We start from the raw sequence: 15,433 nt of genomic DNA on the forward strand, positions 1-15,433 counted from the left end.
GCCTCCTGGCGGGGTTCGTCGTTTCCGGGTCCCTTGAGCTATAATGCGGCGCCGCTCATCCACCCGAGGATTCCCATGTACGCCCTGGCCCGCTCGCTGCTCTTTCGTCTCGACCCGGAAACCGCCCATGGCCTGGCCCTCAAGGGGCTCGATCTGGCCAATGCTATGGGACTGGCCCGGCGCCTCGGCGGGGCGCGGGTGGATGATCCGGTGGAGCTGATGGGGCTGCGTTTTCCCAATCGGGTGGGGCTGGCCGCGGGCCTCGACAAGAATGCCGATCATCTCGATGCCCTGGGCGCCCTGGGCTTCGGCTTCGTCGAGGTGGGCACCGTGACCCCCAGGCCCCAGGACGGCAATCCCCGGCCGCGACTCTTCCGCCTGCCCGAGGCCGGCGCCATCATCAATCGCATGGGGTTCAACAACGCCGGTGTCGACCACCTGGTGGCGCGGGTCAAGGCGAGCCGCTATGACGGGGTGATCGGCATCAATATCGGCAAGAACCTCACCACCCCGGTGGAGAAGGCGGTGGACGACTACCTGACCTGCCTGGGCAAGGTGCATGCCCATGCCCACTACATCACCGTCAATATCTCCTCGCCCAATACGCCGGGGCTGCGCAACCTGCAGTTCGGCGAACAGTTGGATGCCCTGCTGGGCGCCCTGCGCGAGGAGGGGCGGCGCCTGGACGAGGCGAGTGGCCGTCGCGTGCCGCTGGCGGTGAAGATCGCCCCGGACATGAGCGTCGACGAGGTGGGCCTGGTGGCCAAGGCCCTGGCCGATAACGCCATCGATGCGGTGATCGCCACCAATACCACCATCGCCCGGGAGGCGGTGGCGGGGCTGGCGCACGGGGACGAGCAGGGTGGGCTCTCCGGGCGACCGGTCTTCGAGGCCTCGAACACGGTGATTCACGAGCTGCGCCGTCGCCTTCCGGAGATGCCGATCATTGGCGTCGGCGGCATCGATAGCGGCGAGGCGGCACTCGCCAAGCGCGAGGCGGGCGCCGACCTGGTGCAGCTCTACTCGGGCTTTATCTATCGAGGCCCCGAGCTGGTGGGGGAGTGCGCCCGGGCCCTCAAAGGGCGAGGCTAGGGCGGAAACAAGGGCGGCGGCAACAAGGGCGGCGGCAACAAGGGCGGCGGCAACAAGGGCGGTGGCAACAAGGGCGGTGGCAACAAGGGCGGCGGCAACAAGGACGGCGGCAACAAGGGCGAGCAATAGAAAGGCCCGCGAGTGCGGGCCTTGGGAATGGGTAGTGTCAGATAGTGTCTAGAAAAGACGTCACATTACCATGGGGTTTTTATGGATGCCGGCGACTCCCGTCATGCCAGCCCACTGGTCCCCACGACCTTCACGCCAACCGCTCATCCAGTATTCTCGAAGATCCACATCTTGGCTGGGACACTCATCTCTGGAACGACCACTGAGTCCCGCCTTGTAGCCATGAACATAAGCACGCTGGAAGCGATCACGTTTCTGTCGTTTCATCGGATGGCCTCTTCAGAACCTTAGACTTTGTGACGTTTGCAGTACACGAGACTCCTGTTCGGCCCTGAGCGATTCATTCGCTCGACCGTAGTTATCCAGCATCTGCGGCAAGCAACGCATGCGTTATTTCGTAGCTACGCTTATACATTTAGACCATGACGAGACCGGTTGTCGACCGGTATTTTGGCATAAGAGCCATAGCAAAACGGGATGACGGGAATATGACGCCCGTCCCCGGCGCCCGGGCCCCGAGGCCAAGCGCCTCGCCAACCGCCCTAGCGAATCTCCACAGCACACCATGAGTGAGATGCAAGTGACGAATCTTCCAGCCTTTTTTGCCGCCTGCCCCCGCGGGCTCGAGACCCAGTTGGGCGAGGAGCTGACGGCTCTGGGAGCCCAGGTGGAGAAGACCACGGTGGCCGGCGTGCATTTTCGTGGCGAGCTGGCGGTGGCCTATCGAGCCTGCCTCTGGTCGCGCCTGGCCAACCGCATCATCCTCTGCCTGGCCCGGGAGGAGGGCATCGAGAGCCCGGAGCAACTGGCGGACGCCGCGGCCCGGGTGGCCTGGGCGGAACACCTGGTGCCGGGGCGCAGCCTGGCGGTGGACTTCCATGGCCAGTCGGCGACGATCCGCCATACCCGCTTCGGCGCCCAGACCGTCAAGGATGGGGTGGTCACCGCCATGGCCCGGGCCGGTCGCGAACGGCCGACGGTCGAGCCCCGGGACCCGGACCTACGCCTCTATGCTCACCTGCACCGGGGGCGCCTGACCCTGGGTATCGATTTCAGCGGCGAGAGTCTGCACCGGCGCGGCTACCGCCGCGAGCTGGGGCATGCGCCCCTCAAGGAGAACCTGGCCGCGGCCCTGCTGATGCGTGCCGACTGGCCGGCCCGGGCCAAGGCCGGCGAGGCCCTGGTGGACCCGCTCTGTGGCTCCGGCACCCTGGTGATCGAGGCGGCGCTGATGGCAGCGGATATCGCCCCCAACCTCAATCGGGCGCGCTTCGGCCTGGAGGCCTGGGCGGGTCATGATCGCGAGCTGTGGCGGGAGCTCAGGCGGGAGGCCGAGGCCCGGGCCAGCCTGGGCCGCAAGCGCTGCAAGGCGCGGCTGTTCGGCAGCGACCAGAGTCCCCAGGCCATCTCCGCCGCCAGGGCCAATGCCATGCGTGCCGGCATCCCGGCGCTGATCCACTTCCAGGGTGCCTCGGTGGCCGAGCTGACGCGCCCCGAGAGCCTGAGTCCCGAGGCCAGGGGGCTGGTGATCACCAACCCGCCCTATGGCGAGCGCATCGGCGAGCTGCCGGAGCTGGTGACCCTCTATCGTCAGTTGGGCGAGCGGCTGCGTGAGGCCTTCCCCGGCTGGAGTCTGGCGCTGTTCACCGGCAATCCCGACCTGGGCCACCGCCTGGGGATGCGTGCCCACAAGCACTACGCCTTCCGCAATGGGCCCCTGGAGGCGCGCCTGCTGCTGATCGCCATTCCCGAGGCGAGCGGCGAGGCGGGCAGCGACGCCAGGCCCGAGGCGCCGGTGCGTTCCGAGAATGCGCAGATGTTCGCCAACCGGCTGCACAAGAACCGCAAGCGCCTCAAGAAGTGGCTCAAGCAGTCCGGCGAGTCCTGCTATCGACTCTATGATGCCGATATGCCGGAGTTCGCCCTGGCCATCGATGTCTACGGTGACTGGGTGCATGTGCAGGAGTATGCGCCGCCCAGGTCGGTGGATGCGGCCCAGGCCCAGAAGCGCCTCTTCGATGCCCTGGGGGTGATCCCCGAGGTACTGGAGGTATCCCCCAGCCGAGTGGTGATCAAGCGTCGCGAGCGTCAGAGCGGCCGCGCCCAGTACCAGAAGCAGGGCAGCCATGGCGAGCGCTTCGAGGTGCGCGAGGGACGGGCGCGGCTCTGGGTCAACCTGCGCGACTACCTGGATACCGGGCTCTTCCTCGACCACCGCCCGGTACGGCGGCGACTCGCCGAGATGGCCGCCGGCAAGCGCTTCCTCAACCTCTTCTGCTACACCGCCACCGCCACCGTGCAGGCGGCGCTGGGCACCGAAAAGGCAGGGGGCGCCAGCGACACCATCAGCGTCGACCTCTCCAATACCTACCTGAGCTGGGCCCGAGACAACTTCACCCTCAATGGCCTCGACCCGGCCCATCATCGGGTAGTCCGCGACGACTGCCTGCGCTGGCTGGAGACCGCCAAGGCGGAGTTCGACCTGATCTTCATGGATCCGCCGACCTTCTCCAACTCCAAGAAGATGGAGGCGACCCTGGATATCCAGCGCGACCACGGGCGGCTGATTCGCCTGGCCATGGCGCGCCTGGCCGAGGGTGGTACCCTGGTCTTCTCCAACAATCAGCGGCGCTTCGCGCTGGATGCCGACCTGGCGGAGCAGTATCGGGTGGAGGACATCTCGGCGAAGACCTTCGATCCGGATTTCACACGTAACCCCGACCTGCACCATGTCTTTCTGATTCGCCACCGGGGAAAAGCAACGGCATGAGACCTTCGATCCACTCTTTATTCGGCACGAGAACCCCCGACCTGCACCACGTCTTCCTGATTCGCCATCGCGGGGAAGGGGCCCGGGGGGAGGGCGCATGATCCAGCTTCGGCTCTATACCACCCTGGGCTGTCATCTCTGCGAGGCGCTCGAGGCACTGCTGGCGAGGCTCTGCTCGGTGGAGTACGCCCTAGAGCGGGTCGAGATCAGCGAGGATGACGCCCTGGTGGCGCGCTATGGGGTGAGGATCCCGGTGCTGGAGGCGGAGGAGGGCGAGGCGCTGGATCGCGGCTTCGAGGCGCCGCGGCTGGCGGCCTGGCTGGCCGCCCGGGGTTGGCTCGACTCGGATGCCTGGCGCCAGTTGCAGGCGCCGGCCCCATCGGCCGAGCCTGCGAAGGTGCAGGTTCGCCACGGGCGCCGCTACCTTGGCCGGGCTACGGTAGGTCGGATAAACGAGCCGTAGGCGAGGGCATCCGACAGGCGGTGCCAGATGCGTTCGCTCGTCGGGTGCGTTCGCTGGCGCTCGCTTACCCGACCACGTCTTCAGGCGTTATCCAGCAGCGAGAGCTGGCGCACGGCGTCCTGGCCCTCGGGGGAGTCGGCCTGTACTTCGAGGACCTTGTGCAGGCCCCGGGAGCGCTGGATGGTGGCCTCGTCGTCGAGCCACATCATTGCCTGGTTGTGATCCTCGGCCAACTGGTGCTTGAGGCCGCCGAACTGGGTGCCGATCTGCCCCCAGGCGCGGCTGAAGATCCAGTCACCGAACATGTCCTGGTGGATATGGATCAGCACATAGTCATGGTCACTTTCCCAGCGGACGATCACGGCGACTCCTGATGGCGGCAAGGGGCCCCGGCGGGGCGAAGCTGTTATTGTAGCGACCTGCCTCCCATGAACAAGCCATCTCCAGGAGTGATGCATGCCCGCCCCCCGACGGATCATCGTGGACACCAACATCCCCGCCGCCGAGGCCTGCTTCGGCGAGCTGGGCGAGGTCCGGCGCCTGCCCGGTCGCCAGCTTCCCCCCGAGGCGCTGGCCGAGGCCGAGGTCTTGATCACTCGTTCCATTACCCGGGTCGACCGGGCCTTGCTGGATCAGGCGCCGCGGCTGCGCTTCGTGGGCACCTGCACCATCGGCACCGACCATATCGACCGCCAGGCGTTGGCCGAGCGTGGTATCGGCTTCAGCAGCGCTCCGGGCTGCAACGCCGAGGCGGTGGTGGACTATGTGCTGGCGGCCCTGACCTGGGCGGCGGAGCGGGAAGGCCAGGAACTCGAGTCGCGCCGGGTGGGGATCGTCGGGGTCGGCCAGGTGGGGGAGCGCCTGGCCGCGCGACTGACGGCCCTGGGCATCGAGACGCTGTGCTGCGACCCGCCCCGGGCCGAGGCGGAGGGTGGCGAGGGCTTTCACGACCTGGAGACCCTGATCGAGCAGTGCGACGTGCTCTGCCTGCATACTCCCCTGGTACGGGGCGGGCCCCATGCCACCCACCATTTGCTCGATGCGCGGCGCCTGGCGGCCCTGCGCCCGGGCACCTGGCTGCTAAATGCCGGGCGGGGCGACTGCCTGGATGGCGCGGCCCTGAAGGCGCGGCTGGCCGCCCGGGGCGACCTGACCACCCTGCTGGATGTCTGGGAAAACGAGCCCGCCATCGACGAAGCCCTGTGGCGGGCGGCCGACCTGGCCACCCCCCATGTGGCGGGCTACAGCCTGGATGGCAAGCTGCGTGGCACCCACCAGGTCTATGGCGCCGCCATGCATCACTTCGGCCTGCCGGTGCGTCGGGAGCTGAGCGAGCTGCTACCCGTGCCGGCCCTGCCGCGTCTGACCCTGGACGCCGGCCTGAGCCCCTGGGACGCCCTGCGGCTCTGCATCCGTGCCTGCTATGATCCGCGGCGCGATGCCCTGGGGCTGGCGCGCTTCGCCCGCGAGCGTGGCATGGCCCGTGGCTTCGATGGCTACCGGGCCGCTTATCCCTTGCGTCGCGAGTTCGCCACCCTGACGGTCGAGCTTCGAAAGGGTGCCGCCGACCTGGCCCCCTGGCTCGACGGCGCCGGCTTTCGCGTCGAGCGCCGCTAAACGCATCGGGCCCGCCAATGGCGGGCCCGATGCGTTGTTGAGTCGATGGACGCCTTACTGCCGATAGGCGGCTTCCTTTAGCGCGCGGATACGATCGGGCTTGTGGAAAGGGGCGGGTGGCGATAGCCAGGGATCCGCCCCGGTTGGTAGCTACTGCCGATAGGCGGCTTCCTTGAGCGCGCGGATACGATCATGCGGATACGATCGGGCTTGTGGAAAGGGGCGGGTGGCGATAGCCAGGGATCCGCCCCGGTTGGTAGCTACTGCCGATAGGCGGCTTCCTTGAGCGCGCGGATACGATCATCCAGCGGCGGGTGGCTGGCGAAGAGTCGCTCCATGATCTTGCGGGTCCGACCGGTGGTGATGGCGAAGGCGGTCAGGGTGTCCGGCATCTGATCGGGTAGCTCGGTCTCGGCCTTGAGGCGGGCCAGGGCGTTGATCATGGCCCCGGAGCCGGCCAGCCGGGCCCCCGCCGCGTCGGCGCGGTACTCCCGGAAACGCGAGAACCAGGCCACCACCGCCGAGGCGATGATGCCGAAGACGATCTCGGCGACGATCACCACCGCGAAGTAGCCCATGAAGCCGAGCCCTTCGCCATCGGTGCGGCTCTTCAGGAACTGATCCACCAGGTGGGCGACGACCCGGGCGAAGAACATCACGAAGGTGTTCACCACCCCCTGGATCAGCGCCAGGGTGACCATGTCGCCGTTGGCCACGTGGCCGATCTCGTGGGCCAGCACCGCGCGCACTTCTTCGGGACGCATGCGGTTGAGCAGGCCGGCGGAGACCGCCACCAGGGCGTCGTTCTTGTTCCAGCCGGTGGCGAAGGCGTTGGACTGCTGGGCGGGGAAGATGCCCACCTCCGGGGTCTTGATGCCGGCCTCCCGGGAGAGCTCCTCGACGGTATCCAGCAGCCATTTCTCGGTGGCGTTGGAGGGCGTCTCGATGATCACGGTGCCGGTGCCGCGCTTGGCCATCCACTTGGAGATAAACAGCGACACCAGGGAGCCGGCCATGCCGAAGATAAAGCAGAAGATCAGCAGGCTGTTGAAGTTGATGCCCTGGGCATTGAGGTAGGGCTCGACGCCCAGCAGCCGCAGGGTAATGCTGGCGACGACGATCACCGCCAGGTTGGTGCCCAGGAAGAGCAGGATTCTCATCATCGGGGAAATCTCCGTAGGAGTGGCAACCTCAGAGGGCGGCGGTCCCCGCCGCCCGGAAAAATCATGACGATTAGATACGGCCTTTGGCGTCGGGTTTCAAGCACGCTTTCAAACCGTTAGCTCGCCGAATCAGGGCCCTTGGTTAGAGCCCCTTGTTAGAGCCCCTTGCGGTAGCGCTCCAAAAAGCGCGCGAAGCGATCTAGGGCGTCGCCCAGCTGGTCGGCCCAGGGCAGGGTGACGATGCGCACATGGTCCGGCGTCGGCCAGTTGAAGGCGGTGCCCTGCACCAGCAGGATCTTCTCCTGCAGTAGCAGGTCCAGCACCAGCTTCTCGTCGTCGGCGATGGGGTAGACCGCGGGGTCCAGGCGTGGGAAGGCGTAGAGGGCCCCCTTGGGCTTGACGCAGCTGACCCCGGGGATGGCGTTGAGCTTCTCCACGGTGATATCGCGCTGGGCCAGCAGGCGCCCGCCGGGCAGGACCAGATCGTTGATCGACTGGTAGCCGCCCAGCGCCGTCTGGATGGCGTGCTGGGCCGGCACATTGGCGCACAGACGCATCGACGCCAGCATATTGATGCCCTGGATAAAGTCGGCGGCACGCTGCATGGCCACCTGGCCGGAGAGGGTCATCCAGCCGGAGCGGAAGCCGGCGCAGCGGTAGCTCTTGGAGAGGCCGTTGAGGGTCACCACCAGCTGGTCGTCGCCGGCCAGGGCGCCGGTGGAGACATGCTCCACCCCGTCGTAGAGGATCTTGTCGTAGATCTCGTCGGAGAACACGATCAGGTCGTGCTCCCGGGCGATCTCCAGGATCTCCTTGACCACCGTCGGCGGGTAGACGGCGCCGGTGGGGTTATTGGGGTTGATGATCACGATGGCCCGGGTATGGCCGGTCACCTTGGCGCGGATATCCTCCAGGTCCGGGGCCCAGTCCGCCTGCTCGTCGCACAGGTAGTGCACGGCGCGACCGCCGGCCAGGTTGGCGGCGGCGGTCCACAGCGGATAGTCGGGGGCCGGGATCAGTACCTCGTCGCCGTCGTTGAGCAGCGCCTGCATGGCCATCACGATCAGCTCGGAGACCCCGTTGCCGATATAGATGTCCTCGATGCCGACATGGGGAATCTGCTTGCGCTGGCATTCCTGCATGATCGCCTTGCGCGCCGAGTAGAGTCCCTTGGAGTCGCAGTAACCCTGGGCGGTGGGCAGGTTGCGCATCACGTCCTGGAGGATCTCCTCCGGGGCCTCGAAGCCGAAGGGGGCGGGGTTGCCGATATTCAGCTTGAGCACCCGCTGGCCTTCCTCTTCCAGGCGCTTGGCATGGTCGAGCACCGGGCCGCGGATGTCGTAGCAGACGTTATGCAGCTTGTGTGACTTCTTGATCGGGGTGTCCATGGGCGTTGGGAATCCGCTGTCCAGTCGGGGGCGCGGTGCCCCCGAGGGTTGTCATCTAGGAATCTGCCGGCGAGTCCGGCGTCTCGTCCTCGGCGACCGGCTCCGGGGGAATATCCGCCGGAGTCTCCAGGGTCAGGTGCCCCAGCTTGCCGGCGCGCAGCTCATGCAGCAGCACCTCGGCACCGCGGTGCAGGTCCACCTCGCCGCCGGGACGCAGGCCCCCGCGCTTGGCGGCGATCTCGGTGAGAATGGCGTGGCCATCGAAACCGGCCAAAGCCAGCAGGTCGAGGCGACGGGGACCGTCGGCATCCACCGCCTCGGCCTCCGGGTTGGCGGCATAGGCGGGCAGGGCCTTGAGCTTGTAGCGGCTCGTCAGGGCCTCGGGATAGCGCTTGGCCAGCTCCGCCGCGGTGACGATGGCCACCTCCACATAGTCGATGGCGGTATCGCGAATGGCGCCGCTGGCGGCCAGGCGGAAGGCGCTGGCCTGATCCTCGATCTTCGGCCACAGCACCCCCGGGGTGTCGATCAGCGCCACCCGGCCGTCGATGCGTACCTTCTGCTGGCGCTTGGTGACCGCCGGCTCGTTACCGGTCTTGGCGATCTTGCGGCCCGCCAAGCCATTGATCAGGGTCGACTTCCCCACATTGGGAATGCCCATCACCATGACCCGCACATCGCGGTCGGCGCGGACCTGGCCGGCCAGGACATGGCACAGCTTGGGGATACCCTTGAGCTCTCGGGCCTGGGTGGTGGTCACCGCCAGGGCGCGGGTATCCGGCAGGCCATCGAAATAGTCGACCCACTCCCGGGTGCGCACCGGATCGGCCAGGTCGGCCCGGGACAGCAGCTTGAGCACCGGCTTGTGCTGGGTCAGTTCGGCCAGCATGGGGTTGGCGCTGGAGTAGGGCAGGCGGGCATCGAGCACTTCCAGTACCACATCGATCTCGGGCAGGGCCTCGGTGATCTGGCGGCGTGCCTTGTGCATGTGTCCCGGGTACCAGCCGAGCATGATGCGTGTCTCCTGGGCAGAAAAAACGGCCGTTCATCTTAGCAGATGAACGGCCGTCGGCGCTGCTTCAACTCGGGGCTCGCGGAGACTATTCGCCTTCGTGGAAATTGATGGCTAGGGAGTTGATGCAGTAGCGCAGGCCGGTGGTCTCGGCGGGACCGTCCTCGAAGACATGCCCCAGGTGGGCATCGCAGTGGGCACAGACCACCTCGGTGCGCACCATGCCGTGGGAAGTGTCCGCATGCTCCTCCACCGATGACTTGCCGAGGGGGCGGTCGAAGCTCGGCCAACCACAGCCGGCATCGAACTTGTGCTCATTCTCGAACAGGGGGGCATGACAACAGACACAGTGGTAGATGCCCTGGGCATCATTGACCCGGTAGTCGCCGCTGAAGGGGGCCTCGGTGCCCTTCTCGCGGGTCACATGGAACTGCTCGGGGGTGAGCTGGCTGCGCCATTCGGCGTCACTCTTCTCGATCTTCTTGCGCATGGCGTCCTCTCTGGCTGCTGCCGGTCGCCGCCCTGGGGCGGCAGGGTCGGGGGCGGCCGATCGCCCCATCTATAGGGTAGCTTCTCGAGAGCAAAAATTGGCGCTTAACCATAGGCTTGACACCATCTCGGTGGCTCAGTAATATACGCGCCACCTCGACGAGGCAAGCAGCGTCCCATTCGTCTAGTGGTCTAGGACACCGCCCTTTCACGGCGGTAACAGGGGTTCGAACCCCCTATGGGACGCCACTCCTCGACGTGGCAGGATGATCGAAAAGCGGGAATAGCTCAGTGGTAGAGCATCGCCTTGCCAAGGCGAGGGTCGCGAGTTCGAATCTCGTTTCCCGCTCCAGGTTTCGGCCTGGTAACAGCTGAAAAGCTATGCGTCCCATTCGTCTAGTGGTCTAGGACACCGCCCTTTCACGGCGGTAACAGGGGTTCGAACCCCCTATGGGACGCCACTTCGATCCATCCGAGGCGAAGCATGCAATCAGCGGGAATAGCTCAGTGGTAGAGCATCGCCTTGCCAAGGCGAGGGTCGCGAGTTCGAATCTCGTTTCCCGCTCCAGGCTTCGGTCTGGTAATGAAGCGGCGGCACAGGGTCGCGAGCTGGTACGCCAGCCCGGTCGATCTCGTTTCCCGCTCCAGCTTTTACAAGCTATTGCGTCCCATTCGTCTAGTGGCCTAGGACACCGCCCTTTCACGGCGGTAACAGGGGTTCGAACCCCCTATGGGACGCCACTTCGCACATATCGATGATTAGCGGGAATAGCTCAGTGGTAGAGCATCGCCTTGCCAAGGCGAGGGTCGCGAGTTCGAATCTCGTTTCCCGCTCCAGTCGATACCTAAAGGAACTGCCAAGCGTAAGGCTTCGGCGGTTTTTTTGTATGTATAGCCAAGGCTCGGGTCACGAGCCGGTACGCCGGTCCGATCGAATCTCGTTTCCCGCTCCAATCGATACCTAAAGGAACTGCCAGGCACCTGCCTAGGCGGTTTTTTCGCTTTTGTCTCTCTTCTCTGTTGGCGCCTTCCTCGCCCGGGCTCCGTGCCCCACACCCTAGTTCCCCTCTCGGCATTGCAATTGCCGCGCTGGCCCACATAATTTGTAGCCTAATGAGTGACGCAGAGGTGACTTCATGGCCGACTCGGCCCTGTCCATACCGGCCCTGTCCATACGCGGCCTGACCAAGGTCTACGCCAACGGCTTCCAGGCCCTCAAGGGGATCGACCTGGAGGTGGCCGAGGGCGACTTCTTCGCCCTGCTGGGCCCCAATGGCGCCGGCAAGTCCACCACCCTGGGGGTGGTCAGCTCCCTGGTGCAGAAGAGCGACGGCAAGGTCGAGATCTTCGGCACCGATATCGATCGTGACTTCGCCCGGGCCAAGTACCACCTGGGCGTGGTGCCCCAGGAGTTCAACTTCAACCAGTTCGAGAAGGTGATCGATATCGTCCTGGCCCAGGCCGGCTACTACGGCATGCCGCGCCGCGAGGCGCTGCCCCGGGCCGAGGAGCTGCTCCGCGACCTGGGCCTGTGGGACAAGCGCAACGGCAGCGCCCGGATGCTCTCCGGGGGCATGAAGCGCCGCCTGATGATCGCCAGGGCTTTGATGCACCGCCCGCGGCTGCTGATCCTCGACGAGCCCACCGCCGGGGTGGATATCGAACTGCGCCGCAGCATGTGGGACTACATGCGCCGCATCAACCGCGAGGAGGGCACCACCATCATCCTGACCACCCACTACCTGGAGGAGGCGGAGAGCCTGTGCCGCAACGTGGCGATCATCAACCACGGCGAGATCGTCCGTAATACCGGCGTGCGCGAGCTGCTCGCCGAACTCGACACCGAGACCTTCCTGCTCGACCTGGCCCACCCCCTGGGGGAGGCCCCCGTGGTCGAGGGCTTCGAGGTCAGTCTCAGCGAGCCGGCCCAACTGGCGGTAGCGGTGCATCGTGGCCAGCGCCTCAATGACGTCTTCGTCGCCCTCAACGAGCGGGGCATCGAGGTGGTCTCCATGCGCAACCGGGCCAATCGCCTGGAGGAGATGTTCGTCTCCATGGTGGAGCAGGGCAATGGCGCCACCGCCAAGGCGGAGGGCCAGGCATGAGTTCGCAACAGATCGCCATCGCCCTCTGGACCCTGCTGGTCAAGGAGATCAAGCGCTTCACGCGTATCTGGCCGCAGACCCTGCTGCCGCCGTCGATCACCATGACCATGTACTTCATCATCTTCGGCAGCCTGATCGGCTCGCGGATCGGCGAGATGGACGGTTTCGGCTATATGGAGTTCATCGTGCCGGGGCTGATCATGATGTCGGTGATCACCAACAGCTACTCCAACGTGGCCTCGAGCTTCTTCTCCAATAAGTTCCAGCGCAGCATCGAAGAGATGATGGTCTCGCCCATGCCCAACTGGGTGATCCTCTCCGGCTTCGTTCTGGGCGGCATGGCCCGGGGCCTGGGGGTGGGGGTGATCGTCACCATCGTCTCGCTGTTCTTTACCCGGCTGAGCGTGGCGCACCCGCTGCTGACCATCGGCGTGGTGGTGCTGACCGCGGCGCTGTTCTCCCTCGGTGGCTTTATCAATGCCCTGCTGGCGGACAAGTTCGACGATATCTCCATCGTGCCCACCTTCGTGCTGACGCCGCTGACCTACCTGGGTGGGGTCTTCTACTCCATTTCCCTGCTGCCGAGCTTCTGGCAGGGGGTGTCGCTGCTCAACCCCATCCTCTATATGGTCAATGTGTTCCGCTACGGCTTCCTCGGCGTCTCCGATATTCCGGTAGGCTGGGCCCTGGCGGCCATCCTCTGTTTCATTCTGGTGCTCTTCGCCATCGCCCTGTGGATGCTGGAGCGCGGTAAAGGTATTCGCTCATGACCAGTCACCGTCCCGAGACTCTCGAGCACGCCCCCCTGGGGCGTGACTCCGCCTACCCGGAGCACTACGACGCCGGGCTCCTCTACCCCATTCCCCGGGCCGCCAATCGGGCGCCCCTGGGGATCACCGAGGGGGCGCTGCCCTTCGTCGGCGAGGACGAATGGCACGCCTTCGAGCTCTCCTGGCTCAATGCCCGCGGCAAGCCGATGGTCGCTGTGGCGCGCTTTCGGCTGCCGGCGGACTCGCCGAACCTGATCGAGTCCAAGTCCTGGAAGCTCTACCTTAATAGCTTCAACCAGACCCGCCTCGAGAGCCGCGAGGCGCTGATCGCCACCCTCGAGGCCGACCTGGCCGCCGCCGCCGGCGCCCCGGTGTCGGTGGAGCTCTTCGGCGTGGACGACGCGGCCCTCGCCCCCCAGCGGCTGCCCGGCGACTGCCTCGACGACCTGGATATCGAGGTCGACGACTACACCCCCAGCGCCGAGCACCTGGTGGTGGGGGAGACGATCGTCGAGGAGACCCTCCACTCCCACCTGCTCAAGTCCAACTGCCCGGTCACCGGCCAGCCCGATTGGGGCAGCGTGCTGATCCGCTACCGGGGACCCCGCCTCGACCGGGAGGGGCTCTTGCGCTATCTGATCTCCTACCGCCAGCACCAGGACTTCCACGAACACTGCGTGGAGCATATCTTCACCGACCTGCTGGCCCGGGCGCGGCCCGAGCGGCTCTTGGTGATGGCGCGCTACGTGCGTCGCGGCGGCCTGGACATCAGCCCCTGGCGCGGCACCCCCGGCGAGACGCCGCCGCTGCCGCTACGCCTGGCACGACAGTAAGCCCCGGGCGGTGCTAGAGTGGCCGCCAAGGCCTGCCGAGAACTTTTCGCATTGGATCTGGAGACAGAAGCGGATGGATGCCATTTCCCTGCTGCACGAGCGTAGCTCCATGGGCAAGCTGGTGGGCCCACCCCCCAGCCCCGAACAGCTCGAGGTGATCTACCGCGCCGCCCTGCGCGCGCCGGACCACAAGGAGCTCACCCCCTGGCGCTTTATCGAATTCTCCGGCGAAGGGCTCGACCGCCTCGGTGAGCTCTTCGCCGAGGCGGAGTATCGCTCCGACCCGCATATCGGCGATGCCGCCCTGGACGCCGCCCGCAAGAAGCCCAAGCGGGCGCCGATGATCATCGCGGTGATCGCCAGGGTGCGCCCGGACATCCCCAAGGTGCCCAAGCTGGAGCAGGTGATCTCTGCCGGCTGCGCCGCCCAGGGCATCCTGCTGGCGGCCCATGCCCAGGGCCTGGGGGCCATGTGGCGCACCGGCCACTACGCCTTCGACGCCACCGTGCACAAGGGCCTCGGCCTCGGTGAAGAGGACGAGCTGGTGGGCTTTATCTACCTGGGCCAGCTGGCCGGCCGCCACAAGCCGCTGCCCAGCCGCGACCCCGCCGACTTCGTCGAGCGCTGGAGCTGAGATGCGCCTGCCGGGCCACCCCCACCCGCGCCTGCCCTTGCCCCCCGCGGGGCAGGACGAGGATCTGGACGCCTTCCTGGCCTGGCTGGGGGAGGCGATTCCCCTGGTCCGGCACCTGGGCATCCGTGCCATGCACTGGGAAAGCGAGGCCCTGGTCTGGGAGCTGGCGCTTTCGCCCAACCTGAACGACAAGGGCACCGGCTTCGGCGGCGCCCTGACCGCCCAGACCACCCTGCTGGGCTGGTGCTGGACTACCCTCTGGCTGCGCCGCCAGGGGCGCGCCCAGGGCGTGGTGGTGGCCGAGGCCGGCCAGCGCTTCCTGGCCCCGGTCAGCGGCGACTACCGCCTGGAGTGTCGTCCCGAGCGACACGATGGCCCGGCCCAACTGGCCGAGCGCCTCGCCGCCAAGGGCCGCGGCCGCCTCGCCCTGGTTCAGCGGCTCTGGTGCGGCGACACCCTCTGCCTGGAGGCACGCGGCGACTACGCCGTGCTGCCCTGACGCCGGCTGATGTCTCACCGCACGCGGCGGGTTTTTCCAAAAAACGGCTTGCAATCGAAGACTTATATCGATAACATACGCGCCGTTCTTGAGCGAAAGGCCGCGCGCGCCAGCCCGAGAACCACAATGCGGAGGGGTGTCCGAGTGGTCGAAGGAGCACGCCTGGAAAGTGTGTAAGTCGAAAGGCTTCGAGGGTTCGAATCCCTCCCCCTCCGCCACTAATATCGATTAAGCCGCTGATTTCAGCGGCTTTTTCTTTTTCTTACCATGGCCAGTCCCCCACTCAGTCCCCCAATCGTTTTTGTAATGGGGGACCGCGTCATTGAGCCCCCTTGAGCCATCTGTGGCAGCGGGCCGGGGACAGATGCCGGCATTTCCTTCAGAAACGGCACTGTCACCCTCATACGCTTCGCCCTTGAGCCTAGATACCATCTCCCCTAACCGGCCACAAACCGCCTGATGGGATGTT

At 66.2% G+C, this 15,433-nt stretch carries 15 protein-coding genes and 7 tRNA genes; 16 read left to right on the plus strand and 6 right to left on the minus strand.

Annotation, left to right across the window (positions count from 1 at the left end; genetic code table 11):
- Positions 1-75 precede the first annotated feature (75 nt).
- Positions 76-1,092, plus strand: coding sequence for a quinone-dependent dihydroorotate dehydrogenase (locus tag NFU04_RS00600; RefSeq protein WP_251307609.1), 1,017 nt, complete (start codon positions 76-78; stop codon positions 1,090-1,092).
- 189 nt (positions 1,093-1,281) lie between these two features.
- Here NFU04_RS00600 and rmf read toward each other — a convergent pair whose 3' ends face one another.
- Positions 1,282-1,488, minus strand: a complete 207-nt coding sequence (rmf, locus tag NFU04_RS00605) for a ribosome modulation factor (protein ID WP_146804486.1) — start codon at positions 1,486-1,488, stop codon at positions 1,282-1,284.
- 298 nt (positions 1,489-1,786) lie between these two features.
- On the opposite strand from rmf, the gene rlmKL reads away from it, so the two are divergent.
- Positions 1,787-3,991 (plus strand): bifunctional 23S rRNA (guanine(2069)-N(7))-methyltransferase RlmK/23S rRNA (guanine(2445)-N(2))-methyltransferase RlmL, encoded by a 2,205-nt coding sequence (rlmKL, locus tag NFU04_RS00610; RefSeq protein WP_251307610.1) that lies wholly within the window; start codon positions 1,787-1,789, stop codon positions 3,989-3,991.
- Between the two features lie 97 nt (positions 3,992-4,088).
- Entirely contained in the window at positions 4,089-4,454 is a 366-nt protein-coding gene (locus NFU04_RS00615) for a glutaredoxin family protein (protein WP_251307611.1), read from the plus strand.
- An 80-nt stretch (positions 4,455-4,534) separates the two neighbouring features.
- Here the strand turns inward: NFU04_RS00615 and NFU04_RS00620 are convergent, their stop codons facing one another.
- The gene (locus NFU04_RS00620; RefSeq protein WP_251307612.1) at positions 4,535-4,816 is read right to left on the minus strand and encodes a hypothetical protein; all 282 of its coding nucleotides are present in this window, start codon (positions 4,814-4,816) and stop codon (positions 4,535-4,537) included.
- A 94-nt stretch (positions 4,817-4,910) separates the two neighbouring features.
- Between NFU04_RS00620 and pdxB the strand changes: the two genes are divergently transcribed.
- On the plus strand, positions 4,911-6,071 hold the full coding sequence (gene pdxB, locus NFU04_RS00625) for a 4-phosphoerythronate dehydrogenase PdxB (protein WP_251307613.1): 1,161 nt from the start codon (positions 4,911-4,913) through the stop codon (positions 6,069-6,071).
- 260 nt (positions 6,072-6,331) lie between these two features.
- Here pdxB and htpX read toward each other — a convergent pair whose 3' ends face one another.
- The 4 genes from htpX to msrB all read right to left on the minus strand — a co-directional run bounded on the left by htpX (position 6,332) and on the right by msrB (position 10,124).
- Positions 6,332-7,234, minus strand: a complete 903-nt coding sequence (gene htpX / locus NFU04_RS00630; RefSeq protein WP_146804481.1) for a protease HtpX — start codon at positions 7,232-7,234, stop codon at positions 6,332-6,334.
- Between the two features lie 155 nt (positions 7,235-7,389).
- A complete protein-coding gene (locus tag NFU04_RS00635) occupies positions 7,390-8,622 on the minus strand; it encodes a pyridoxal phosphate-dependent aminotransferase (protein WP_251307614.1) in 1,233 nt (410 codons plus the stop codon).
- A 55-nt stretch (positions 8,623-8,677) separates the two neighbouring features.
- Entirely contained in the window at positions 8,678-9,634 is a 957-nt protein-coding gene (ylqF, locus tag NFU04_RS00640; RefSeq protein WP_251307615.1) for a ribosome biogenesis GTPase YlqF, read from the minus strand.
- An 88-nt stretch (positions 9,635-9,722) separates the two neighbouring features.
- Positions 9,723-10,124 carry a peptide-methionine (R)-S-oxide reductase MsrB gene (gene msrB / locus NFU04_RS00645; RefSeq protein ID WP_146804478.1) on the minus strand — a complete coding sequence of 134 codons (402 nt, stop codon included), beginning with the start codon at positions 10,122-10,124 and terminating at the stop codon, positions 9,723-9,725.
- Between the two features lie 172 nt (positions 10,125-10,296).
- On the opposite strand from msrB, the gene NFU04_RS00650 reads away from it, so the two are divergent.
- The 12 genes from NFU04_RS00650 (at position 10,297) to NFU04_RS00705 (ending at position 15,182) form a co-directional block, all read left to right on the plus strand.
- A tRNA-Glu gene (locus tag NFU04_RS00650) sits at positions 10,297-10,372 on the plus strand.
- A 28-nt stretch (positions 10,373-10,400) separates the two neighbouring features.
- Positions 10,401-10,475: transfer RNA gene (locus tag NFU04_RS00655), tRNA-Gly, on the plus strand.
- A gap of 33 nt (positions 10,476-10,508) precedes the next feature.
- A tRNA-Glu gene (locus NFU04_RS00660) sits at positions 10,509-10,584 on the plus strand.
- 32 nt (positions 10,585-10,616) lie between these two features.
- Positions 10,617-10,691, plus strand: a tRNA-Gly gene (locus NFU04_RS00665).
- A gap of 97 nt (positions 10,692-10,788) precedes the next feature.
- Positions 10,789-10,864: transfer RNA gene (locus NFU04_RS00670), tRNA-Glu, on the plus strand.
- 21 nt (positions 10,865-10,885) lie between these two features.
- Positions 10,886-10,960, plus strand: a tRNA-Gly gene (locus NFU04_RS00675).
- 314 nt (positions 10,961-11,274) lie between these two features.
- Positions 11,275-12,228, plus strand: coding sequence for an ABC transporter ATP-binding protein (locus NFU04_RS00680; RefSeq protein WP_251307676.1), 954 nt, complete (start codon positions 11,275-11,277; stop codon positions 12,226-12,228).
- On the plus strand, positions 12,225-12,998 hold the full coding sequence (locus NFU04_RS00685; RefSeq protein ID WP_251307616.1) for an ABC transporter permease: 774 nt from the start codon (positions 12,225-12,227) through the stop codon (positions 12,996-12,998). The genes NFU04_RS00680 and NFU04_RS00685 overlap by 4 nt, the downstream gene beginning before the upstream one ends.
- Entirely contained in the window at positions 12,995-13,831 is an 837-nt protein-coding gene (gene queF, locus NFU04_RS00690) for an NADPH-dependent 7-cyano-7-deazaguanine reductase QueF (protein ID WP_251307617.1), read from the plus strand. Before NFU04_RS00685 ends, queF begins: the two co-directional genes overlap by 4 nt.
- A 73-nt stretch (positions 13,832-13,904) precedes the next feature.
- The gene (locus NFU04_RS00695; RefSeq protein WP_251307618.1) at positions 13,905-14,465 is read left to right on the plus strand and encodes a nitroreductase family protein; all 561 of its coding nucleotides are present in this window, start codon (positions 13,905-13,907) and stop codon (positions 14,463-14,465) included.
- Position 14,466: 1 nt separating this feature from the next.
- The gene (locus NFU04_RS00700) at positions 14,467-14,964 is read left to right on the plus strand and encodes a YiiD C-terminal domain-containing protein (RefSeq protein WP_251307619.1); all 498 of its coding nucleotides are present in this window, start codon (positions 14,467-14,469) and stop codon (positions 14,962-14,964) included.
- Between the two features lie 130 nt (positions 14,965-15,094).
- Positions 15,095-15,182, plus strand: a tRNA-Ser gene (locus NFU04_RS00705).
- Positions 15,183-15,433 lie beyond the last annotated feature (251 nt).

Source organism: Halomonas sp. NCCP-2165, from assembly GCF_023708045.1.
In the GTDB taxonomy this organism is placed as follows: Bacteria; Pseudomonadota; Gammaproteobacteria; order Pseudomonadales; family Halomonadaceae; genus Bisbaumannia; species Bisbaumannia pacifica.